Raw genomic sequence first — 20,077 nt, 5'->3', positions numbered from 1 at the left:
CTCAGAACGGGCGGGCGCTTGCATGATCCGGGGCAGACACTCACTGCCCGAGGAACTGCACCTGATGAGCGCCACTGACTGGATCGGCCGAAGCGAAACCGCTCACGACCACCTGAGCCATAACCTGCTCAAACGTATCGCCGCTACGTTCGGCGAGGCAGTGCCCGAGGACGGCGCGGACCTACCGCCGTTGTGGCAGTGGTGCTTCTTCCAGGACCCGCTGCCGGAAACCGCCCTGGGCAGCGACGGCCACCCGGCGCGTGGCGGGTTCCTGCCGCCGGCCGACAACCGCAACCGCATGTGGGCCGGTGGGCGTATCGAGTTTCTGCACGCGCTGCGTGCCGGGGAGGCGGCGACCCGCGTGTCGACCATTATCCAGGTCGAAGAAAAGACCGGTCGCACCGGTTCGCTGTTGTTTGTCACCGTGCGCCACGACTATGCCCAGGACGGCCGCCTGGCGATCCGCGAAGAACAGGACATCGTCTACCGCGAACCCACGCCGCCCAAGGCCGGCAGCGCAGAGGCGCTGGAGCACGGTGAATGGCACGAAGCGATCGATCCCACGCCGACCCTGCTGTTTCGCTACAGCGCCGTGACCTTCAACGGTCACCGCATTCACTACGACTACCCCTATGTCACCGGCGCCGAAGGCTACTCAGGCCTGGTGGTGCATGGGCCGTTGATCGCCACCCTGAGCCTGCGCGCGTTCTGCCGTGCCCACCCCGAAGCCACCTTGCGCCGTTTTGCCTATCGCGGCGTGCGCCCGTTGATTGCGCCGCAGCCGTTTGAAGTGGCGGGCCGCGTGACTGAAACCGGCGTGGCGCAGCTGTGGGCCGGTAACGCTGACGGCCTGGCGCAGCAAGCCCAGGTGCATTTCGAATAATCCAAGTCGAATAATCCAAGAACAACAGGCGGAGAGCCGTTAATGAACCCGAACGACAATGAAGAACTCAATGCCATCCGCGAAGGCGTGCGCGCCTTGTGCGCCGAATTCGATGCCGCCTACTGGCGCAAGATTGACGAGCAAAAGGGCTTCCCCGAAGCCTTCGTCAAAGCGCTGACCGACGCCGGCTGGCTGTCGGCGATGATCCCCGAAGCGTACGGCGGTTCCGGCCTGGGCCTGGCCGAGGCTTCGGTGATCCTCGAAGAAGTGAACCGCTGCGGCGGTAACTCGGGCACCGTGCACGGCCAGATGTACAACATGTTCACTTTGCTGCGCCACGGCAGCGAAGCGCAGAAACGCTTCTACCTGCCCAAGCTCGCCAGCGGCGAATTGCGCCTGCAGTCCATGGGCGTGACCGAGCCCACCACCGGCACCGACACCACGAAGATCAAGACCACCGCGATCAAGCGCGGCGACAAGTACGTGATCAACGGCCAGAAGGTGTGGATCTCGCGCATCCAGCATTCCGACCTGATGATCCTGCTGGCGCGCACCACGCCGCTGGCTGAAGTGAAGAAAAAGTCCGAGGGCATGTCGATCTTCCTGGTGGACCTGCGCGAGGCCATCGGCCATGGCCTCACCGTGCAGCCCATTGCCAACATGGTCAACCACGAAACCAACGAGCTGTTCTTCGACAACCTCGAGCTGCCGCTGGACAGCCTGATCGGCGAAGAGGGCAAGGGCTTCAAATACATCCTCGATGGCCTCAACGCCGAACGCACGCTGATCGCCGCCGAATGCATCGGCGACGGCCGCTGGTTTATCGAAAAGGCCAGCGCCTATGCCCGCGACCGCGTGGTGTTTGGCCGGCCTATCGGACAGAACCAGGGCGTGCAGTTCCCGATCGCCGAAGCGCATATCGAGATCGAAGCGGCGGACCTGATGCGCTGGCGTGCCTGTGAGGAATACGACAGCGGCAAAAATGCCGGGGCCAGTGCCAACATGGCAAAGTACCTGGCGGCCAAGGCGTCCTGGGAGGCAGCCAATGCGTGCCTGCAGACCCACGGCGGCTTCGGGTTTGCCTGCGAATACGACGTGGAGCGCAAATTCCGCGAGACGCGCCTGTACCAGGTGGCACCGATCTCCACCAACCTGATCCTGTCCTACGTGGCCGAGCACTTGCTCGAACTGCCGCGCAGTTTCTGAGGGCCTGACCGTGAGCCATACCCAAGCCCTGTGTCGGTTCCTTGCCGAGCTGAATCACACGCACCTGCCGGAAGACGTGCTGGCGCGTACCGAAGACCTGTACCTGGACTGGCTGGCCTCGGCGCTGGCGAGCCAGGGCGCGCACCCAATCCCGTTATTCGAGCGTTATGCGCAGAAAATGGGGCCAAGCAGCGGCCCGGCGCAGGTGATCGTCAACGGCGCCAGCACCAGCGCGTATTTCGCCGCGCTGGTCAACGGCGCTTCCTCCCACCTGGTGGAGCAGGATGACCTGCACAACAGTTCAGTTTTGCACCCGGCGACCGTGGTGTTTCCCGCCGCGTTGGCGGCCGCCCAGGACCTGGGTAAATCCGGCCGCGACTTGCTGCTGGCCTCGGTGGCCGGTTATGAAGCCGGTATCCGTATCGGCGAATTCATGGGCCGTTCCCACTACCGCATCTTTCACACCACGGCCACGGTCGGCACCCTGGCGGCGGCCGTTGCGGTGGGCAAGCTGCTGGACTTCAACCAAGAACAATTCATCAACCTGCTCGGCAGCGCCGGCACGCAGGCCGCCGGGCTGTGGGAGTTCCTGCGCGATGCCGCCGACTCCAAGCAATTGCACACGGCCAAGGCGGCGGCTGACGGTTTGCTCGCCGCGTACCTGACGGCGGAAGGGCTGACCGGTGCGCGCAATATCCTTGAAGGCGACCAAGGCTTGGCGGCGGGGATGTCCAGCGATGCCGAGCCGAGCAAGTTGTCCGCCGACCTGGGCAGTCGCTGGGCGCTGCTGGAAACCTCGTTCAAGTTCCACGCCTCGTGCCGACATACGCATCCGGCGGCCGATGCGCTGCTGGACCTGATGCAGCGCGAACGCCTCACCGCCGCCGATATCGCCCATGTGGAGACGCGGGTGCATCAAGGCGCCATCGATGTGCTGGGGCGCGTGACCGTGCCGACCAGCGTGCACCAGGCCAAGTTCTCCATGGGCACCGTGCTGGGCTTGATCGCCGTGCATGGCAAGGCCGGGCTCACGGAGTTCCACGAGCGGGCGCTGACCGACCCGGCCGTCTCCAGCTTCCGCGACAAGGTCAGTATGACCCTCGACGCCGAAGTTGACGGCGCTTACCCCCAGCGCTGGCTCGGCCGCGTCACCGTCACCACCCTTGACGGCCGCACGCTGCACGGCGCCATCGACGAGCCCAAGGGCGACCCGGGCAACACCCTCAGCCGTCGAGAGCTGGCGGATAAATTCCAGCGCCTCGCCCAATTCAGCGGCGCCCGCACGCCGCTTGAGGCCCATGCCCTGATTGAAAAGGTCTGGGACTTACGCAACGCCGCATCCATGGCCCATTGGCTCTGAGGAACCGTCATGACTCACCAACGACCGCTGGACGGCATCACCGTTGTCAGCCTGGAACACGCGATTGCCGCGCCTTTTTGTACCCGCCAGTTGGCCGACCTGGGCGCCCGTGTCATCAAGATCGAACGCCCCGGCAGCGGCGACTTTGCGCGTGGCTATGACGAGCGCGTGCGCGGCCTGGCCTCGCATTTCGTGTGGACCAACCGCTCCAAGGAAAGCCTGACACTGGACCTCAAGCAAGGCGAGGCGGGCGCTATCCTCGACACCCTGTTGGCCGATGCCGATGTGCTGGTGCAGAACCTGGCGCCGGGTGCGGCGGCGCGCATGGGCTTGTCGTTCGAGGCACTGCAGGCGCGTTTTCCACGCCTGATTGTTTGCGACATTTCCGGCTACGGCGACGGCGGGCCCTACGAGAAAAAGAAGGCCTACGACCTGCTGATCCAGAGTGAGGGCGGTTTTCTCTCGGTGACCGGCGGCCCCGGCGAAGACCAGATGGCCAAGGCCGGTTGTTCCATCGCCGACATCTCGGCGGGCATGTACGCCTACAGCGGCATCCTCTCGGCACTGCTGCTGCGCGGCAAGACGGGGAAGGGCAGCCGCATCGACGTGAGCATGCTGGAGAGCCTGGTGGAGTGGATGGGCTACCCGATGTACTACGCGTTCGACGGCGCACCCCAGCCGCCGCGGGCCGGGGCCGCGCATTCGACGATCTATCCCTATGGGCCGTTTCCCACCGGCGACGGCGGCACGGTGATGCTCGGATTGCAGAACGAGCGCGAATGGGCGGCGTTCTGCGACAAGGTGCTGCTCACGCCGACACTGGCGACGGACGAGCGTTTCGCCGCCAACTTCAAGCGCTCGGCCAACCGTGAAGCGCTGCGCCAGATCATCGTCGACAGTTTTGCCCTGCTCGATGCCGAAGCGGTGATCCAGCGCCTGGAAACCGCGCAAATCGCCAGCGCCCGCGTCAACGATATGCAAGGCGTGTGGGACCACCCGCAGCTCAAGGCGCGTGACAGCTGGCGCGAGGTCGACAGCCCGGCCGGCCCGTTGCCGTCGCTGCTGCCTCCGGCGCGCAATGCCGCGTTCATCCCGCGCATGGACGCGGTTCCAGGGTTGGGGCAGCACAGCCAGGGCATCCTGGATCAGTTGGGTTACTCGGCAGACGCCATCGACGGTCTGCGTGCACGCGGTGTTATTTAACACGTTATCAATAATAAGGAACTCAACAGATGCCAAGGCCCTTGGTTCGTTCGGCGTTGTTTGTGCCCGGTAGCCGACCGGAGCGATTTTCCAAAGCCTTGGCCAGTGGTGCCGATGCGGTGATCGTGGATTTTGAAGACGCGGTGGAAGAACCGCTCAAGCGCCAGGCGCGGGATAACCTCGGGGGGTTCCTGCAGGCGCATCCCGAGGCTCAGGTGTGGGTACGCATCAACGCGCCGGAGCACGCCGAGCATTTCGAGGATGTGGCGTTCTGCAAAGCCCATCCGAACGTGGCGGGGGTGTTGCTGCCGAAGGTCGAAAGTGCGGCCCAGGTTGCTGTGGTAGCGGCTACCGGCAAAGTCATCTGGCCGATTATTGAAAGCGCACGCGGTTTGCTGGCCGTGGCCGAGATCGCCCATGCGCCGCAGGTGGAGCGCCTGTCGTTCGGTGGGCTGGACCTGGCACTGGACCTGAACCTGAGCAGTAATTCCCCGGCCGCGCAGTTCGCCCTCGACCAGGCGCGGCTGGCGCTGATCGTGCATTCCCGCGCCGCTGGCCTGGTAGCGCCCCTGGACGGCGTGCACCCGGCCATCGATGACCCCGAGGGCCTGCGCCGTTCGATCCGGCATGCCTATGAAATGGGGTTTGCCGGGGCGTTGTGTATCCATCCCAAGCAGGTGCCGGTGATCCATGAAGCGCTGGCGCCGAGCGCCGAGGACCTGGCCTGGGCCCAGCGCGTGGTGGACGCCGGCGCGCATGGGGCAGGGGCCTACCAGATCGACGGGCAGATGGTGGATGCCCCGGTGTTGCTGCGGGCACAACGGTTATTAGCTGCCGAGTAAACCTGTGGCGAGCGAGCTTGCTCGCGTTGGCGTGCGCAGCGCTCCCGTTTTTCCTGGGGCCGCTTCGCAGCCCAACGGGAGCAAGCTCACTCGCCACACGGGATCGAACCGGTTTTTGGCGTTCGGCTTGGCCGAACGCAGGTATCTAGAATTCGAAATTCACTACACGCCTGACATCAGGCACCTTGCCTGACAACACAACAATAAGAAGGTGATTTTCCATGCTCAAGCTCTCCCGGGCGCTGCTGTGCGCCGCCACTTTGTTTGCCGCGGGCCTGGCCCAGGCGGCGGACCCGATTGTCATCAAGTTCGCCCACGTGGTCGCCGAAAACACCCCCAAAGGCCAGGGCGCGTTGTTGTTCAAAAAGCTTGCCGAAGAACGCTTGCCGGGCAGGGTCAAGGTCGAGGTGTACCCGAACTCGTCGCTGTTCGGCGATGGCAAGGAAATGGAAGCGCTGCTGCTGGGCGACGTGCAGATGCTGGCCCCGTCCCTGGCCAAGTTCGAGCAATACACCAAGCAAGTGCAGATCTACGACCTGCCGTTCCTGTTCAACGACCTTGCCGCTGTCGACCGTTTCCAGGCCGCCCAGGGCAAGGAACTGCTGACGTCCATGCAGGACAAGAACATCCTCGGCCTGGCCTATTGGCACAACGGTCTCAAGCAGCTTTCTGCCAACAAAGCGCTGCATGAACCCAAGGATGCCCGTGGCCTGAAGTTCCGCGTGCAGGCCTCCAGCGTCTTGGAAGAACAGTTCAAGGCGATCCGCGCCAACCCACGCAAGATGAGCTTTGCCGAGGTGTACCAAGGTCTGCAGACCGGCACCGTCAACGGCACCGAGAACACCTGGTCGAACTATGAAAGCCAGAAGGTCAACGAGGTGCAGAAGTATTTCACCGAGTCCAACCATGGCCTGATCGACTACATGGTGATCACCAACGCCAAGTTCTGGAACGGCCTGCCGCCGGATATCCGTAGCACCCTGGAGCAGATCATGGTCGAGGTCACGGTCGAGGTGAACAAACAGGCTGAGGCGCTGAACCAGTCGGCCAAGCAGAAAATCATCGACGCCAAGACCAGCGAAATCATCGAACTGACCCCCGAGCAACGCCAGCTCTGGCGCGAAGCCATGCGCCCGGTGTGGCAGAAGTTCGAAGGGGAAATTGGGGCTGACCTGATCAAGGCGGCGGACGCCTCCAATCGGTGACCCCCCAATGTGGGAGGGGGCTTGCCCCCGATTGCGGTGTGTCAGCTTGCCCATCTGTCTCTGACCCACCGCTATCGGGGGCAAGCCCCCTCCCACATATCGATATCTCATTTGCTTTCGCGAGGTTTTGCCATGCAAACGCTAAGGCGCGTCTGGGAGCACCTGGAGGAAGGCTTTATCGCTTTCCTGCTGGCCGCCATGACCCTGGTGACATTCGTCTACGTCATGCTCAACAACATTTACACGCTGTTTTTTGCCCTGTCCGACAAGTGGGCCTGGAGCAGCCAGTTCTTCGGCGCGCTGGGTGACCACACCATGACCTGGGCCCAGGACATGACCTGGAGCGTAGCGCTGACCAAGGCCATGTTCGGCTGGCTGATTTTCTTCGGTATTTCCTACGGCGTACGCACCGCCGGCCACCTCGGCGTGGACGCACTGGTCAAGCTGACCAAGCGCCCGGTGCAGCGCGTGCTGGGCATGCTCGCCTGCCTGTGCTGCCTGGCCTACGCCGGGTTGTTCATGGTCGCCAGCTACAAGTGGGTGAGTGCGGTGATGGGCGCGCATATCGGCGCCGAAGACCTCGACCAGTACGGCATCGATGTCGGTGACATCGTGGTGATCGTGCCCATTGGTTTCGCCATGGTGTTCATCCGCTATCTGGAAATTTTCTACCGCATCTTTACCCACCGCCAGGTCGGGTTGGGGCTGGCCGACGAGGCCGGTGAGGCCAGCAAATTGGCCGGCAGCCACGAGGAGCGTCACTGATGGCCGTGCTCTGTTTATTCCTGCTGTTATTCGTATTCATGTTCCTGGGTGTGCCCATCGCGATTTCCCTGGGCTTGTCCGGCGCGGTGTCGATCCTGATGTTCAGCCAGGACTCGGTCAGTTCCCTGGCGATCAAGCTGTTCGAAACCTCCGATGCCTATACCTTCCTGGCGATTCCATTCTTCCTGTTGTCGGGTGCGTTCATGACCACCGGCGGCGTGGCGCAGCGCTTGATCGACTTTGCCAACGCCTGCGTCGGCCATATCCGTGGCGGCCTGGCGATTGCGGCGGTGCTGGCGTGCATGCTGTTTGCGGCGCTGTCGGGTTCGTCACCGGCGACGGTGGCGGCGGTGGGTTCGATTGCCGTGGCGGGGATGGTGCGTTCCGGTTACCCGAAGGAATTCGGTGCGGGGATTATCTGTAATGCGGGGACCTTGGGCATCCTGATCCCGCCGTCGATCGTGATGGTGGTGTATTCGGCGGCGACTGAAACCTCGGTGGGCAAGCTGTTTATGGCCGGCGTCATTCCGGGGCTGCTGCTGGGCCTGATGCTGATGATCGCGATCTACATCGTCGCGCGCATCAAGAAGCTGCCGGCCCAGCCGCGAGCGACCTTCCGCGAGTGGCTGACCTGCGCACGGCGAGCTTTCTGGGGCCTGTTGCTGCTGGTGATCATCCTCGGCGGCATCTACAGCGGCATGTTCACCCCGACTGAGGCGGCGGCGGTGGCGGCGGTTTATTCAGCGTTCGTCGCGCTGTTCGTCTACAAGGACATGAAGCTGCGCGACTGCCCCAAGGTGCTGCTGGAATCCGGGCGCCTGGCGATCATGCTGATGTTCATCATCGCCAACGCCATGCTGTTTGCCCATGTGCTGACCACCGAGCAGATCCCGCAGGAAATCACCGCTTGGGTGCTCTCCGAAGGCCTGACGCCGATTGGCTTTTTGATCATGGTCAATGTGGTGTTGTTGATCGCCGGCAGCTTCATGGAGCCTTCGGCCATCGTGCTGATCCTGGCGCCGATCTTCTTCCCGATTGCCATGAAGCTGGGCATTGACCCGATTCACCTGGGTATCGTGATGGTGGTGAATATGGAGATCGGCCTGGTGCACCCGCCGGTGGGGTTGAACCTGTTTGTGACGTCGGCGGTGACGGGGCTGACGCTGGGGCAGACGATCCGTGCGGCGTTGCCGTGGCTGATGATCCTGTTGGTGTTCCTGATCATGGTCACCTACTTGCCGTTTATCTCGTTGGCGTTGCCGCACTGGTTGGGTATGTAAATCCCGCCAATACTGCAATACCTTGTGGGAGCCGGGCTTGCCCGCTCCCACAGGGGGTATGTGCAGTCTTTTTAATGGTCCAGTGCACTCAAGATCGCATGGGCCACCTTCACGCGTTCGGCATTCGGGTAATTCTTGTTGGCCAATATCACCACGCCGATGTCCCTGCTCGGCACATACACCACGTAGGCACCAAAACCGCCGGTTGAGCCGGTTTTGTTGTACAGCACGTTCGCCGGTTGCGCCTGAGCCGGGTTCAGCCACTTCACGTTGTGCGGCTCCATCGCCATCGGTGTGGAGTTGCCATCCATCAGCGCTTGCAGGGTGATCGGGTAGGGGTAGGACTCCCAGCCCAGGCCCTGGGTCATACCGTTGACCGTGTAGTAACCGGTGTGCGTGGTGGCGATGGCCTGTTGCAGCGGTTTCTCCAGGGTTTGCGGGTGCATGTTCACCATGACGTAATGCGCCAGGTCCTGGGTGCTGGTCTTGATGCCATAGGCTTCGCTGTCCAACGCGCCGGGGCTGACGCGCAGAGGTTTGTCCTGCTTGTCGTAGCCCTGGGCGTAGGCGTCGGCTTTATCAGCAGGCACGCTGACATAGGTGTTCTTCAGGCCCAACTTGGGCAGCAGGGTTTTCTCCATCGCCGTGTTGAACGGCTGGCCCAGGCTTTGGGCGCTCAGGTAGCCGAACAGGCCAATGCTCGGGTTGGAGTAGAGACGCTGCGCACCGGGCGCGTAGGCGGGTTTCCAGTGCTGGAAATAGCCGATCATGGCGTCGGCGTTGTCGGCGGCGTCCGGAAACTGCAGCGGCAGGCCACCGGGGGTGTAGGTGGCGAGTTGCAGCAGGCTGATGCGGTCGAAGGCACTGCCCTTGAGGGCTGCAAGGTGCTGGCTGGCCTTGTCCGACAGCTTGAGCGTGCCGCTGGCCTCGGCGTAGCCGCCCAGGGTGGCGGTGAAGGTTTTGCTCACCGAGCCGATCTCGAACAGTGTGTCTTGGGTCACCGGCTGTTGTTTGTCTTTATTGGCGACGCCGTAGTTAAAGTATTGCACCTTGCCTTTGTTGACGACGGCCACCGACAGGCCGGCAATGCCTTGTTGCTGCATCAGGGGCTCAACATGACTGTCCACGACCTTGCGCAGATCGGTCGCCGCCATGCTGGTGCCGGAGACGAAAAATAAGGCCGAAAACAGGAAATTTCGTACGCTGAAGTTCATGATTACTCGCTTCCATGTAAATGATGCGCTGACGATCAGAGCCTGCGCAGGCGTCGCAAATCTAGTGAGGTTCCGTCCCTTCGACAAACGATGATATCTTGCATCTGCCATTAGAAAATCTAGGGTAGAGCATGCTGCGTTCCCATTTGCCCCTCAATGCCCTGCGCGCATTCGAGGCGTCCGCCCGTCACTTGAGCTTTACCCGTGCGGCCATTGAGTTGTGCGTCACCCAGGCGGCGGTCAGCCATCAGGTAAAAAGCCTGGAGGCGCAACTTAATGTCACATTATTCAAGCGCCTGCCACGGGGCCTGATGCTGACACGCGAAGGTGAAACCCTGTTGCCGGTGGTGCGTGAATCCTTTGACCGCATCGCCCACACGCTGGGCCAGTTTGAAGGCGGGCACTACCGCGAGGTCCTCACCGTGGGGGCGGTCGGCACATTCGCGGTAGGGTGGTTGCTGCCACGCCTGGCGGATTTTCAACGCTGCTATCCGTTTATCGACCTGCGCCTTTCCACCCACAACAACCGCGTCGATGTGGCCGCCGAGGGCCTGGATTACGCCATCCGTTTTGGCGCCGGTGCCTGGCATGGCACGGATGCATGCGAACTGTTGGCTGCACCCTTGACGGTGCTCTGCGTACCGCAATTGGCCGAGCAACTGCACGCACCCGCTGACCTGCTCAAACACACGTTGCTGCGCTCCTACCGCGCCGATGAGTGGAGCCTGTGGTTCCAGGCGGCCGGGCTGCCCGCCGACACCCTGGCCCCGCGCAGCATCGTGTTCGACTCGTCATTGGCAATGATGGAGGCAGCCTTGCAAGGCATGGGGGTGGCGTTGGCACCGGCGATGATGTTTGCGCGGCAATTGGAGAGCGATGTCATTCGCCAGCCGTTCGACGTCGACATCACCACCGGCAGCTATTGGCTGACGCGCTTGCAGTCGCGGGCGGAGACCTCGGCGATGCTGGCGTTCAAGGGCTGGTTGCGGGACATGGCGCAGCCGGGCTGAACGCTTTTTTTGAAACATAATGAAACATTTTCCGGGGGCCAGCGCTCTACCGCAACACCTGCACTGAGTGATTCCATGAAAATACCGCGCCCCTCCGCCCGCATGCCTCGCCTGACCCAATTGCGAAACTTGAAGATGGCGCGCTCCGCCCACGCTTACGTACGTGGCAGCACCGTGCAATTTTATGAGTGGCTGCACAGCCAGACTGGCCGCCGCTTGCCCCACGGCCCGGCCATCTGGATCTGCGGCGACTGCCACGCCGGTAACCTGGGGCCTACCGGGGACACCAAGGGCCGCATCGATATGCATATCCGCGACCTTGACCAGACGGTTATCGGTAATCCGACCCACGATCTGGTGCGCCTGGCCTTGTCCCTGGCGACCGCTGCACGCGGCTCGGACCTGCCCGGCGTCACCACCGCACGTATGCTCGAAGAAATGATGCTGGGCTACGAACAGGCGTTCAAAGACAAACCCGACCAGGTCCCGCCACGTCCGTCCCAGGTCAAGGCGGGCATGCGCAGCGCGGTGGCGCGCACTTGGAAAAACCTCGCGCGTGAGCGCATCGAAAGCGCCCGGCCGACCATCCCCTTGGGCAAGCATTTCTGGTCGTTATCACGGGCCGAGAAAACCGCCTTGCAAACCCTGTGTGCCTCGGATGAAATCCATCAATTGGTCACCTCGCTCAAGGGGCGGCCCAAGGATGCCAGGGTCGAACTGCTTGACTCGGCCTATTGGGTCAAGGGCTGCAGTTCGCTCGGCTTGCTGCGGTATGCCGCCTTGCTCGGCGTGGGCGACAACGATGATCAAGAGTATTGCCTGATTGATATCAAGGAAGCCGTCGGGGCTGCTGCACCCCGTGCGGCGCGGGCGAAGATGCCGAGGGATAACGGTCGTCGCGTGGTGGAGGGTGCACGCCAGCTGTCACCGGGCCTGGGTGAGCGGATGGTGGCCACGCGTTTTCTGGATCACGGGTTTTTTATCCGTGAACTGCTGCCCCAGGACATGAAGCTGGAGCTGGACGAACTGAGCGAGATCGATGCCATGCACGCCGCCGGCTACCTCGCGCGGGTGGTCGGTATCGCCCATGCGCGGCAGATGGATCGCGACACGCGTAAGGACTGGATGGCGGTGTTGCAGGAGAACCGCTCCAAGCAGTTGGACGCGCCGTCCTGGCTCTGGACCAGCGTGGTGCAACTGGTGGGTAGCCATGAGCAGGGTTACCTCAACCATTGCCGCCGGTATGCCTTGGAACACTGACCTCGTGAACGCAGTGGATCTAATGGGGGAGCAGGCAAGCCAGCTCCCCCATTTAAGGGGCGTCTAGGCCAAATATTTATGGAACCAGTCGAGCGTTCTTTTCCACGCCAGATTCGCTGCCTCCTCGTCATAACGCGGCGTCGAGTCATTATGGAAACCGTGGTTGGCACCCTTGTAGATATATGCCTCATAGCGGGTGCCTGCCGCCTTCAACGCCTGCTCGTACGCCGGCCAGCCTTCATTGATTCGCGTGTCCAACTCACCGAAGTGCAGCATGATCGGCGCCTTGATCCGTGGCACATCTTTGGCCTCCGGCTGGCGTCCATAAAACGACACCGCCGCACCCAGTTCGGGGTAGGCCACCGCGGCGGCATTGGTCACGCCGCCGCCATAGCAGAAGCCGGTGATCCCGACCTTGCCGGTGCTGCTGTCGTGGTGCATCAGCCATTCAATGGCGGCGAAGAAGTCGTTCATGAGCTTGGTCGGGTCGACTTTCTGTTGCAGTTCCACACCTTTTTCATCGTTGCCGGGGTAGCCGCCGACCGAGGTCAGGCCGTCGGGCGCCAGGGCGATAAAACCGGCCTTGGCCAGGCGTCGGGCGACGTCTTCGATATAGGGGTTGAGGCCCCGGTTTTCGTGGACCACCACCACCGCCGGCAGCTTGCCCGCCGCTTTGGCCGGGCGCACCAGGTAGCCGCGTACGTTGCCGTTGCCTTTGGGTGAGGGGTAGGTGATGTAGTCGGCGACGATGTCCGGGTCGGTGAATTTCACCTGTTCGGCCAGGGCGTAGTTGGGGCTCAGGGCCGCGAGCAAGGCCGAGGCGGTGAGGCCGCCAAAGGTGAACAGCGCGGCGCGGTCGAGAAATTCGCGGCGGTTGATCTTGCCGTGGGCATAGCCGTCGTAGAGTTCCAGCAGTTCGGGCGCAAAGTCTTTCGCGGTGAGACGAGTCATCGGTGCAATCCTCGATTAGCGGTGGCAGTCAATGTAGACCAGGATCAGCCCTCACGGCCATGGGCGGCGGCGGCCAGCTGGCCGGTGTCGACGCGTACGAAGATCGAATCGCCCACTGCGGTCAGCACGTTATCGGCGTACACCTCGCAGATCACGCGGGTTTTGCGGCCCACGTCGCCTTCAGCCCGCGCGCGCAGGGTGAGGGTGACGCCCAGGGGCGTCGGCTTGATGAATGTGATGCCCAGCTTGCCGGTGACGCAGTCGATGCGCGGCAGGCTGCCGGGTTCGCGTTGTTCGGCGCGGTAATGGTAGGCCATGGCGGTCCAGTTGGAATGGCAGTCCACCAGCATGGCAATCAATCCGCCGTAGACCAGGTCGGGCCAGCCGCTGTATTTTGCCTCGGGCAGGTGCTCGGCCACGAGGTGGGTGCCATCCGCGTCCCAGCGGCTCTTGATGTGCAGGCCGTGGGGGTTGCTGCCGCCGCAGCCGTAGCAGATGCCTTCCGGCGCGGTGGTGTCCTGGAGTGAAGGGGCGTGCATGCAGAATCCTTGTTGTGCTTGGGCGACTACTCTGTTTAGCAGGACAGACGCTTGATTGGAATAAATCCCTGGTATGACCTACCAGCTCAGTACCTGTGTCGTTACTTCCAGCGGAGCGTTGCATGAAACGTCGAATGTCCCCGGTCGCTTTACTGGCTTTGATCCTTGCCTATGGCGCCAGCGCCCAGGCGGTGGAGTACAAGGACGTCAACCGCACCGCCAGCCAGATCAGTTTCACTTATAAACAATTGGGGCAGCGGGTGTACGGCACCTTCAGCGAGTTTGAGGGCAGCTTGACCTTCGACACGCAAAAACCCGAAGCCGGGCATGCGTTGCTCAAAATCCAACTCGCGAGCATCGACGCCGGCAGCCCCGACGCGAACGATGAGCTGCAACGTGCGTCCTGGTTCGACACCGCGACGTATCCGGTGGGCGTGTACGAGTCCACGGGTGTCACGGCCCTGGGGGATAGCCGCTACACCATCAGCGGCAACCTGACCCTCAAGGGCATCACGCACCCGGTGACGGTCGACGTGGTGCTCAAGGAGCAAGGCGGTATCGGCGTGTTCGACGGTGAGTTCATCCTCAAGCGCGGCGACTTCAAGATTGGCGAGGGCGAATGGGCCGGCAATCGCGTGGTGTCCAATGACATCAACATCAAGTTCAAGATGGTCGCGCCGCAGCGTTAACGGGCGAACCGCTTTGCACCCGCCACGCAGCCGATCACAGCGACCGTCACCAGTACCATGCCCAGGCTGACCGGCTCATGCAGCAGGCCCGCCGCCAGCGCCAAGCCGAAAAACGGTTGCAGCAATTGCAACTGGCCCACGGCGGCGATGCCACCCTGGGCCAGGCCGCGGTACCAGAACACAAAGCCGAGCAACATGCTGAACAACGCCACATAGCCCAGGCTCAGCCAGGCGGGCAGGCTGATGCCGCTGAAACTCGGCGGCGCCAGTACCAGGCTCAAGGGCACCACCACCGGCATCGACACCACCAATGCCCAGCAGATCACCTGCCAGCCGCCCAGGCTGCGCGACAGCTTGGCACCTTCGGCGTAACCCAGGCCGCAGACCAGCACCGCCAGCAGCATCAGCAGATCGCCGGCCGGTGCGGCGCTCAGCCCCTGGGCGACGGCATACCCCATCACCAGCCCACTGCCCAGGATCGAAAACACCCAGAACACAGGGTGCGGGCGCTCGCCACCGCGCAGCACGGCGAATACAGCGGTCGCCAGGGGCAGCAGGCCGATAAACACGATGGAGTGGGCGGACGTCACGTATTGCAGCGCGAGCGCGGTGAGCAAGGGAAAGCCGATCACCACACCCAGAGAGACGATCGCCAGGGGCAGCCACTGATGACGTGCGGGGCGTTTTTCCTTGAACAGCCACAGCAGGAACAGCCCCAGGGCGGCGGCGATGGCCGCGCGGAGCATGGTCAGGAACACCGGGTCAAACTCCATCACGGCCAGGCGTGTGGCGGGCAGGGAGCCGCTGAAAATCACCACGCCGATAAAGCCGTTGATCCAGCCTTGCGTGCGGCTGTCCAGGGTGTTGAAGGAGGATGTACGTTCCATGAAGGGTGCCCTGAAGAAAGGAGAGGTTGCGTTCAGGGCATCCTAGGGGGCAGCATTAAGACAATCAAAAAATTGTCATGGATACAGTGTCTATGCCTCGCGCCCGCTACAAGTCCCTGGTCGACCGCTTCGCCGCAGATATTCGTAGCGGGATAATGCCGCCCGGCACACGGCTGCCGACGCACCGGCAACTGGCCGCCGATCATGGCCTGGCCCTGGTCACCGCCAGCCGGGTGTACGCCGAGCTGGAAGCCATGGGCCTGGTCAGTGGGGAAACCGGGCGTGGCACGTTCGTGCGCGAGATCGCGTTGCCGCCGGGGCAGGGCAGTGGGCAGATGACGGTGGCGGCGGGGATGCTGGATCTCAACTTCAACTACCCGTCGCTGCCCGGCCAGGCGGACCTGCTGCGCACGGCGTTACGCCAATTGGCGTTATCCGGCGACCTCGAAGCGTTGTTGCGTTACCAGCCTCACGCCGGCCGCCTGCACGAGCGTGCAGCGTTTGCGCGGCATGTGCTCAGCAGGGGGCTCAGCGTGGAGGCCGACCAAGTGCTGCTGGTCAGCGGCGCCCAGCACGGCTTGGCGGTGACGATGATGGCGTTGCTCAAGCCCGGGGATGTGATCGCGGTGGATGCGTTGACCTATTCAGGGTTCAAAGTGTTGGCCGAGAGCCTGCACTTGGACGTTGTCGCGATCCCGGTCACGGCGGCCGGCCCGGACTTGGACGCGCTGCACAACCTGTGTCGCAAGCGCCCGGTGCGTGCCGTGTACAGCATGCCGACCCTGCACAATCCGCTGGGCTGGGTGCTGAGCCTGGACCAGCGCCAGGCGCTGGTGGCGATCGCCCGGCAGCACAACCTGATGATCATCGAGGACGCGGCCTATGCGTTTCTGGCCGAGGACGCGCCGCCGCCCCTGGCCACCCTGGCGCCGGAGCGCACGGTGTATGTGGGCGGGCTTTCGAAAAGCGTTGCGACCGGCCTGCGGGTGGGGTTTGTGGTGGCGCCGCTTGAATGGGTCAAGGGGGTGGAACGCAGCATCATGGCCACCACCTGGAACGTGCCCGGCGTGATGAGTGCGATTGCGGTGGCCTGGATCGAGGACGGCACAGTGGCGCAGCTGGAAGCGCAAAAGCGCCGTGATGCCCAGGCGCGCCAGGCCCTGGCAGCCCAGGTGTTGAAGGGCCTGGCGTACACCTGTCATCCCTGTTCGTATTTCTTGTGGCTGCCCTTGGCGGAAGAGGCCCGCGCCGATCAGGTCGCCATGGCCTTGCAGCGCGAGGGCATTTCCGTGTCAACCGCCGAGCCATTTTCCGTCTCGGCCCATGTGCCCCACGCACTACGGCTGGCCTTGGGGTCGGTGGACATGGCGGCGTTGCGCGAAGCGTTGTTGACGGTGCGCAAGGTCGTGCAGTGGTGAGCCAGGCGGCTCACCGCTAGCCCTTAGAATTTAAACGCCTGGCGACCGATCAGCAGCCAGTGGCCTTTCTGCTTTTGCCAGATCTGGAAGTTCTCGATTTCGGTGGGCACTTCTTTGCCGCTGTTCACTGCCAGGGCGGAGAAGTGGTTGCGGACCAAGGCGGTATCGCCACTCAAGGTGATGGTCTGTTTCTGCATTTCGAGGGTCTTGAAGCCGCTGCGACCGGTCTCGATATCGGCGATGAATTCCTGCTTGTTCTGGATCTTGCCGCTGGAGTGGCCGTAGGTAAGGTTCTCGGCGGTCAGGTTCTGGAGCTGCTTGAGGTCTTTATGCAGCATCGCTTGGGTCAGGTGGTCGACCGCTTGGGCGACGTCTTTATCGGCGGCGGGGGCTGCGGCCACGTAGCCGCTGAACAGGCACAGAAAACCGATCAGCACTTTGACTTTTTGCATGGGTGTTTCCTTATTGTTGTTGGGGGTGGAGGACAACACGTTACCGCTTATGTCGTCGTACAACATTGCAATACTCTTGTGCCGTTTGGAAAGTAAAATTTCGGATATTTACACGGTGCTGAGGGTTTGCTCGGTCTCAAGATTTCATTGTTCTTGTACGATGTCTCATCACTGGTTAAAAATGGCCTCCCGTCTAACAATAAAATAACGGAGACACACCATGGATTCTTCCTCTTCGCCTGCCCGGACCGACCACAGTCGCCGCGTTTTCCTGCAACGCTCCCTGGCGGTTTCCGCCTCCGTGGCAGTGCTGGGCAACCTGCCGCGCCTGGCAGATGCCGCTGAGCCATTGAGCCAGCGATACCCAGACCCCTTGGTGAAAGTGCTTGATGACAGTTTCCTGGAATTGCGCCTGTTCAATGCCAGTGTCGAGCGACTGGCGACCGGCTTGCGTTGGGCCGAGGGGCCGGTGTGGATCGGCGATGGCCGCTACCTGCTGCTCAGCGATATCCCCAACAACCGCATCGTGCGCTGGGACGAGGTGACCGATAGCCTGTCGGTCTACCGCGAAAACGCCAATTTTTCCAACGGCATGTGCCGTGATCGCCAAGGCCGGCTGCTGGTGTGCGAAGGCTCGACCACCAGCCAAGAGGGCCGGCGCATCACCCGCACTGAGCACAACGGTAGCGTCACCGTGCTGGCGGACAGCTTTGACGGCAAGCCCTTCAATTCGCCCAACGACATCGTGTGCAAACGGGATGGCTCGGTGTGGTTCACGGACCCGCCGTTCCAGACCGGCAACAACTACGAAGGGCACAAGATCACGCCCACCCAGCCCCATGGCGTCTACCGCATCGACGGTGACAGCGGCAAGGTCACGCGGGTGATCGACGACCTCAACGGCCCCAACGGCCTGTGCTTTTCCCCGGATGAGAAGCTGCTCTACGTGGTCGAAGGCCGGGCCAAGCCCAACCGGTTGATCTGGGCCATCGACGTGAATGACGACGGCACGCTTGGCGCCCGTCGCAAGCACATCGAAGGCCTTGAGTACGCGGCCTTGGACGGCATCAAGTGCGACGAGAGCGGCAACCTCTGGTGTGGCTGGGGCGGCAACGGCGACCCCAAGGCCGACCTGGAAAAACTCGATGGCGTGCGCGTGTTCAATCCGCAGGGCAAGGCTATCGGGCATATCTCGCTGCCGGAACGCTGTCCCAACCTGTGTTTTGGCGGCCGTGAGGGTAACCGCCTGTTCATGGCCGGCAGCCATTCGATCTATGCAGTGTTCGTCAACACGCGTGGCGCCGATTTCGGCGGCTGACCGAAAAAAAACCAGGGTGAGCGTCGGTCGAGCGGCGCCCATCTTGGCATTTTGGCGCTATGCTGCGGGCTCCTGAGGCGTCAGAGCGTCAAGCAAATGGACTTCAATTGGCACAGCGATCCCATCACCCGCAACACGCCCGTTACCCCTCACTACAAAAACACGCAGAACGTACGCCGCTTCATGCTTGAGCACTGTGGTCCGGCATTCACGTTCGACCGGTCCTTCATGGCCTGGATTCGCAACGCTGAGCCCAAGACCCTCGGTGACGTGGTGGACGAGTGGCGGCGCCGACACGAGGATTCACGCCCATGACCCGCGACGAAAAATACCAGGCCGCGCAACAACGCCTTGGCTACCTGATGGACGAATTCAAGGTCGGTGGCAACTACACGCCCCTGGTCCGGGACGGCAACCACCTGTACATCAGCGGCCAGATCCCGCGGGTCGGCGATACCATCGTGCTGCCGGGCAAGGTCGGTGACAACCTGGCCCTGGCCCAGGCACAAATCGCCGCCGGCATCAGTGCGTTGCGCTGCCTGGGGTTGCTCAAGCAGGCGCTGGGTTCGCTGGACGCGATCAAGGCGATCCCGCGCATCACCGTGTACGTGCGCAGTGCCGAGGATTTTGATCAGCAAAGTGAGGTGGCCAACGGTGCGTCGGACCTGCTGCACGAGATCCTCGGTGAAGCCGGGGTGCATACGCGCACCTCGGTGGGGGTGATGCAGTTGCCGAAGTCGGCGGCGGTGGAGATCGATATGATCGCGGTGGCGCACGGCTGAGCGACCCATGATTACCCAAGGAATGGCAGTACTGATCAATTACGCCACGTATCTGGCGCCGGGCCTGCTGTTGTTCGGCCTGTGGTTTGCACTCACGCCCAGGTCGCTGACGGCCCTGCGTATCCTGATTCTGCTGGCGGCGTTCGTGCTGATGCGCGATGTAATGACCCCGTTGGGCCTATGGTCGCTGGGCAGCGAAGTGCAGTTGGCGTTCACGGCCAATGCGTTTGTGTTGGCGGCGCTGGGCGGCTTGTCGCTGCTATTGATTGCCGTGCTGATGCGAGTGGCGCCAGACCTGTCGGCGCTGATCTGCTGGTCAAGGGGGCATCGAATCGGCGGCCTTGCGGTCGGCCTTGCCGTCGGGTGCTTGATCGGTGTGCCGTTGCGCTTCTACCAGGCAATTGAAGCGTCAGCGATCCCGGGCTACTGGGCATGGCTGCCGGGTATGGTGGTGTTGGCCTATGGTGCCAATGCGTTGGAAGAGGTGCTGTTTCGCGGGTATTTGCAGGGGTATCTGGAACAGCAGGTGACGCCATTGCGCGCGGCACTGATCAGCGGTGTGGCCTTTGCGGCTTGCCATACATTCCTGGCACTGAGCGTTACTCAGCTGGGCTGGCCGGTGTTGTTGTTTACCCTGATCGAAGGGTTGGCTTGCGCGCTGGTGCGCCTGCGTTACGGTGTGCTGGCGGCGACGCTGACCCATGGCACGGCGATCCTGCTGATCGCCGTGCCCTTCATCACTTGATGTGAAATACCCACGCAAATGTGTGGGGCTTGCTGTGGTGGGGAGAGGGGCGACGATTTGACTTGTCC

Annotated in this window: 21 protein-coding genes; 16 read left to right on the top strand and 5 right to left on the bottom strand. The window is 62.6% G+C overall.

Going from position 1 to position 20,077, the window contains the following annotated elements; all coding sequences use genetic code 11:
• Positions 1–64: 64 nt before the first annotated feature.
• From ACI512_RS21050 to dctM, 8 genes are all read left to right on the top strand, one after another.
• Positions 65–883, top strand: a complete 819-nt coding sequence (locus ACI512_RS21050; protein WP_236380446.1) for a MaoC family dehydratase N-terminal domain-containing protein — start codon at positions 65–67, stop codon at positions 881–883.
• A gap of 42 nt (positions 884–925) precedes the next feature.
• Positions 926–2,089, top strand: a complete 1,164-nt coding sequence (locus ACI512_RS21045) for an acyl-CoA dehydrogenase family protein (RefSeq protein ID WP_046034805.1) — start codon at positions 926–928, stop codon at positions 2,087–2,089.
• A gap of 10 nt (positions 2,090–2,099) precedes the next feature.
• Positions 2,100–3,449 carry an MmgE/PrpD family protein gene (locus ACI512_RS21040; RefSeq protein ID WP_236380445.1) on the top strand — a complete coding sequence of 450 codons (1,350 nt, stop codon included), beginning with the start codon at positions 2,100–2,102 and terminating at the stop codon, positions 3,447–3,449.
• A 9-nt stretch (positions 3,450–3,458) separates the two neighbouring features.
• Positions 3,459–4,652, top strand: a complete 1,194-nt coding sequence (locus tag ACI512_RS21035; protein ID WP_405121307.1) for a CaiB/BaiF CoA transferase family protein — start codon at positions 3,459–3,461, stop codon at positions 4,650–4,652.
• A 29-nt stretch (positions 4,653–4,681) separates the two neighbouring features.
• On the top strand, positions 4,682–5,494 hold the full coding sequence (locus ACI512_RS21030) for a CoA ester lyase (RefSeq protein ID WP_093541841.1): 813 nt from the start codon (positions 4,682–4,684) through the stop codon (positions 5,492–5,494).
• A 221-nt stretch (positions 5,495–5,715) separates the two neighbouring features.
• Positions 5,716–6,699, top strand: coding sequence for a TRAP transporter substrate-binding protein (locus tag ACI512_RS21025; RefSeq protein WP_236380443.1), 984 nt, complete (start codon positions 5,716–5,718; stop codon positions 6,697–6,699).
• A 132-nt stretch (positions 6,700–6,831) separates the two neighbouring features.
• Positions 6,832–7,464, top strand: a complete 633-nt coding sequence (locus ACI512_RS21020) for a TRAP transporter small permease (RefSeq protein WP_046034810.1) — start codon at positions 6,832–6,834, stop codon at positions 7,462–7,464.
• Positions 7,464–8,744, top strand: a complete 1,281-nt coding sequence (gene dctM, locus ACI512_RS21015) for a C4-dicarboxylate TRAP transporter large permease protein DctM (protein ID WP_012724622.1) — start codon at positions 7,464–7,466, stop codon at positions 8,742–8,744. The genes ACI512_RS21020 and dctM overlap by 1 nt, the downstream gene beginning before the upstream one ends.
• A 71-nt stretch (positions 8,745–8,815) precedes the next feature.
• Here the strand turns inward: dctM and ampC are convergent, their stop codons facing one another.
• Positions 8,816–9,958 carry a class C beta-lactamase gene (ampC, locus tag ACI512_RS21010; RefSeq protein ID WP_236380441.1) on the bottom strand — a complete coding sequence of 381 codons (1,143 nt, stop codon included), beginning with the start codon at positions 9,956–9,958 and terminating at the stop codon, positions 8,816–8,818.
• Positions 9,959–10,089: 131 nt separating this feature from the next.
• On the opposite strand from ampC, the gene ACI512_RS21005 reads away from it, so the two are divergent.
• Positions 10,090–10,968, top strand: coding sequence for a LysR family transcriptional regulator (locus ACI512_RS21005; RefSeq protein WP_236380440.1), 879 nt, complete (start codon positions 10,090–10,092; stop codon positions 10,966–10,968).
• A 75-nt stretch (positions 10,969–11,043) separates the two neighbouring features.
• Positions 11,044–12,228, top strand: a complete 1,185-nt coding sequence (locus ACI512_RS21000) for a DUF2252 family protein (protein WP_231808751.1) — start codon at positions 11,044–11,046, stop codon at positions 12,226–12,228.
• Positions 12,229–12,291: 63 nt separating this feature from the next.
• Here the strand turns inward: ACI512_RS21000 and yghX are convergent, their stop codons facing one another.
• Both yghX and ACI512_RS20990 read right to left on the bottom strand, forming a co-directional pair.
• Positions 12,292–13,179, bottom strand: a complete 888-nt coding sequence (gene yghX, locus ACI512_RS20995; RefSeq protein WP_236380438.1) for a YghX family hydrolase — start codon at positions 13,177–13,179, stop codon at positions 12,292–12,294.
• A gap of 44 nt (positions 13,180–13,223) precedes the next feature.
• On the bottom strand, positions 13,224–13,718 hold the full coding sequence (locus tag ACI512_RS20990) for a PaaI family thioesterase (protein WP_046034816.1): 495 nt from the start codon (positions 13,716–13,718) through the stop codon (positions 13,224–13,226).
• Between the two features lie 122 nt (positions 13,719–13,840).
• On the opposite strand from ACI512_RS20990, the gene ACI512_RS20985 reads away from it, so the two are divergent.
• Entirely contained in the window at positions 13,841–14,407 is a 567-nt protein-coding gene (locus ACI512_RS20985) for a YceI family protein (protein WP_236380437.1), read from the top strand.
• Here ACI512_RS20985 and ACI512_RS20980 read toward each other — a convergent pair.
• Positions 14,404–15,294 carry a DMT family transporter gene (locus ACI512_RS20980; RefSeq protein WP_236380436.1) on the bottom strand — a complete coding sequence of 297 codons (891 nt, stop codon included), beginning with the start codon at positions 15,292–15,294 and terminating at the stop codon, positions 14,404–14,406. The two genes, ACI512_RS20985 and ACI512_RS20980, sit on opposite strands and share 4 nt — an antisense overlap.
• 92 nt (positions 15,295–15,386) lie before the next feature.
• Here ACI512_RS20980 and ACI512_RS20975 point away from each other — a divergent pair, with 92 nt between their 5' ends.
• Entirely contained in the window at positions 15,387–16,712 is a 1,326-nt protein-coding gene (locus ACI512_RS20975) for a PLP-dependent aminotransferase family protein (protein ID WP_405121306.1), read from the top strand.
• Between the two features lie 23 nt (positions 16,713–16,735).
• On the opposite strand, the gene ACI512_RS20970 is transcribed toward ACI512_RS20975, so the two are convergent.
• Positions 16,736–17,164, bottom strand: a complete 429-nt coding sequence (locus tag ACI512_RS20970; protein WP_236380434.1) for a nuclear transport factor 2 family protein — start codon at positions 17,162–17,164, stop codon at positions 16,736–16,738.
• A gap of 220 nt (positions 17,165–17,384) precedes the next feature.
• On the opposite strand from ACI512_RS20970, the gene ACI512_RS20965 reads away from it, so the two are divergent.
• From ACI512_RS20965 to ACI512_RS20950, 4 genes are all read left to right on the top strand, one after another.
• Positions 17,385–18,482, top strand: a complete 1,098-nt coding sequence (locus tag ACI512_RS20965) for an SMP-30/gluconolactonase/LRE family protein (protein ID WP_046034820.1) — start codon at positions 17,385–17,387, stop codon at positions 18,480–18,482.
• Between the two features lie 96 nt (positions 18,483–18,578).
• Positions 18,579–18,797 carry a DUF6434 domain-containing protein gene (locus tag ACI512_RS20960; RefSeq protein ID WP_236380433.1) on the top strand — a complete coding sequence of 73 codons (219 nt, stop codon included), beginning with the start codon at positions 18,579–18,581 and terminating at the stop codon, positions 18,795–18,797.
• Positions 18,794–19,264: a RidA family protein gene (locus ACI512_RS20955; protein ID WP_236380432.1), complete on the top strand. Its 471-nt coding sequence runs from the start codon at positions 18,794–18,796 to the stop codon at positions 19,262–19,264. Before ACI512_RS20960 ends, ACI512_RS20955 begins: the two co-directional genes overlap by 4 nt.
• A 7-nt stretch (positions 19,265–19,271) precedes the next feature.
• Positions 19,272–20,009, top strand: a complete 738-nt coding sequence (locus ACI512_RS20950; RefSeq protein WP_236380431.1) for a CPBP family intramembrane glutamic endopeptidase — start codon at positions 19,272–19,274, stop codon at positions 20,007–20,009.
• Positions 20,010–20,077: the final 68 nt, after the last annotated feature.

It is taken from the genome of Pseudomonas petroselini (assembly GCF_045037875.1).
Taxonomy (GTDB): domain Bacteria; phylum Pseudomonadota; class Gammaproteobacteria; order Pseudomonadales; family Pseudomonadaceae; genus Aquipseudomonas; species Aquipseudomonas petroselini.
Note: the sequence above shows the minus strand (reverse complement) of the source record. Positions and strands in the feature narration are given on the sequence as shown.

Excerpts from the sequence above, each read along its gene's own strand:
- ACI512_RS21050 (WP_236380446.1), top strand. The coding sequence starts at position 65 with ATGAGCGCCACTGACTGGATCGGCCGAAGCGAAACCGCTCACGACCAC.
- ACI512_RS21045 (WP_046034805.1), top strand. The coding sequence starts at position 926 with ATGAACCCGAACGACAATGAAGAACTCAATGCCATCCGCGAAGGCGTG.
- ACI512_RS21035 (WP_405121307.1), top strand. The coding sequence starts at position 3,459 with ATGACTCACCAACGACCGCTGGACGGCATCACCGTTGTCAGCCTGGAA.
- ACI512_RS21030 (WP_093541841.1), top strand. The coding sequence starts at position 4,682 with ATGCCAAGGCCCTTGGTTCGTTCGGCGTTGTTTGTGCCCGGTAGCCGA.
- ACI512_RS21025 (WP_236380443.1), top strand. The coding sequence starts at position 5,716 with ATGCTCAAGCTCTCCCGGGCGCTGCTGTGCGCCGCCACTTTGTTTGCC.
- ACI512_RS21020 (WP_046034810.1), top strand. The coding sequence starts at position 6,832 with ATGCAAACGCTAAGGCGCGTCTGGGAGCACCTGGAGGAAGGCTTTATC.
- dctM (WP_012724622.1), top strand. The coding sequence starts at position 7,464 with ATGGCCGTGCTCTGTTTATTCCTGCTGTTATTCGTATTCATGTTCCTG.
- ampC (WP_236380441.1), bottom strand. The coding sequence starts at position 9,958 with ATGAACTTCAGCGTACGAAATTTCCTGTTTTCGGCCTTATTTTTCGTC.
- ACI512_RS21005 (WP_236380440.1), top strand. The coding sequence starts at position 10,090 with ATGCTGCGTTCCCATTTGCCCCTCAATGCCCTGCGCGCATTCGAGGCG.
- ACI512_RS21000 (WP_231808751.1), top strand. The coding sequence starts at position 11,044 with ATGAAAATACCGCGCCCCTCCGCCCGCATGCCTCGCCTGACCCAATTG.
- yghX (WP_236380438.1), bottom strand. The coding sequence starts at position 13,179 with ATGACTCGTCTCACCGCGAAAGACTTTGCGCCCGAACTGCTGGAACTC.
- ACI512_RS20990 (WP_046034816.1), bottom strand. The coding sequence starts at position 13,718 with ATGCACGCCCCTTCACTCCAGGACACCACCGCGCCGGAAGGCATCTGC.
- ACI512_RS20985 (WP_236380437.1), top strand. The coding sequence starts at position 13,841 with ATGAAACGTCGAATGTCCCCGGTCGCTTTACTGGCTTTGATCCTTGCC.
- ACI512_RS20980 (WP_236380436.1), bottom strand. The coding sequence starts at position 15,294 with ATGGAACGTACATCCTCCTTCAACACCCTGGACAGCCGCACGCAAGGC.
- ACI512_RS20975 (WP_405121306.1), top strand. The coding sequence starts at position 15,387 with ATGCCTCGCGCCCGCTACAAGTCCCTGGTCGACCGCTTCGCCGCAGAT.
- ACI512_RS20970 (WP_236380434.1), bottom strand. The coding sequence starts at position 17,164 with ATGCAAAAAGTCAAAGTGCTGATCGGTTTTCTGTGCCTGTTCAGCGGC.
- ACI512_RS20965 (WP_046034820.1), top strand. The coding sequence starts at position 17,385 with ATGGATTCTTCCTCTTCGCCTGCCCGGACCGACCACAGTCGCCGCGTT.
- ACI512_RS20960 (WP_236380433.1), top strand. The coding sequence starts at position 18,579 with ATGGACTTCAATTGGCACAGCGATCCCATCACCCGCAACACGCCCGTT.
- ACI512_RS20955 (WP_236380432.1), top strand. The coding sequence starts at position 18,794 with ATGACCCGCGACGAAAAATACCAGGCCGCGCAACAACGCCTTGGCTAC.
- ACI512_RS20950 (WP_236380431.1), top strand. The coding sequence starts at position 19,272 with ATGATTACCCAAGGAATGGCAGTACTGATCAATTACGCCACGTATCTG.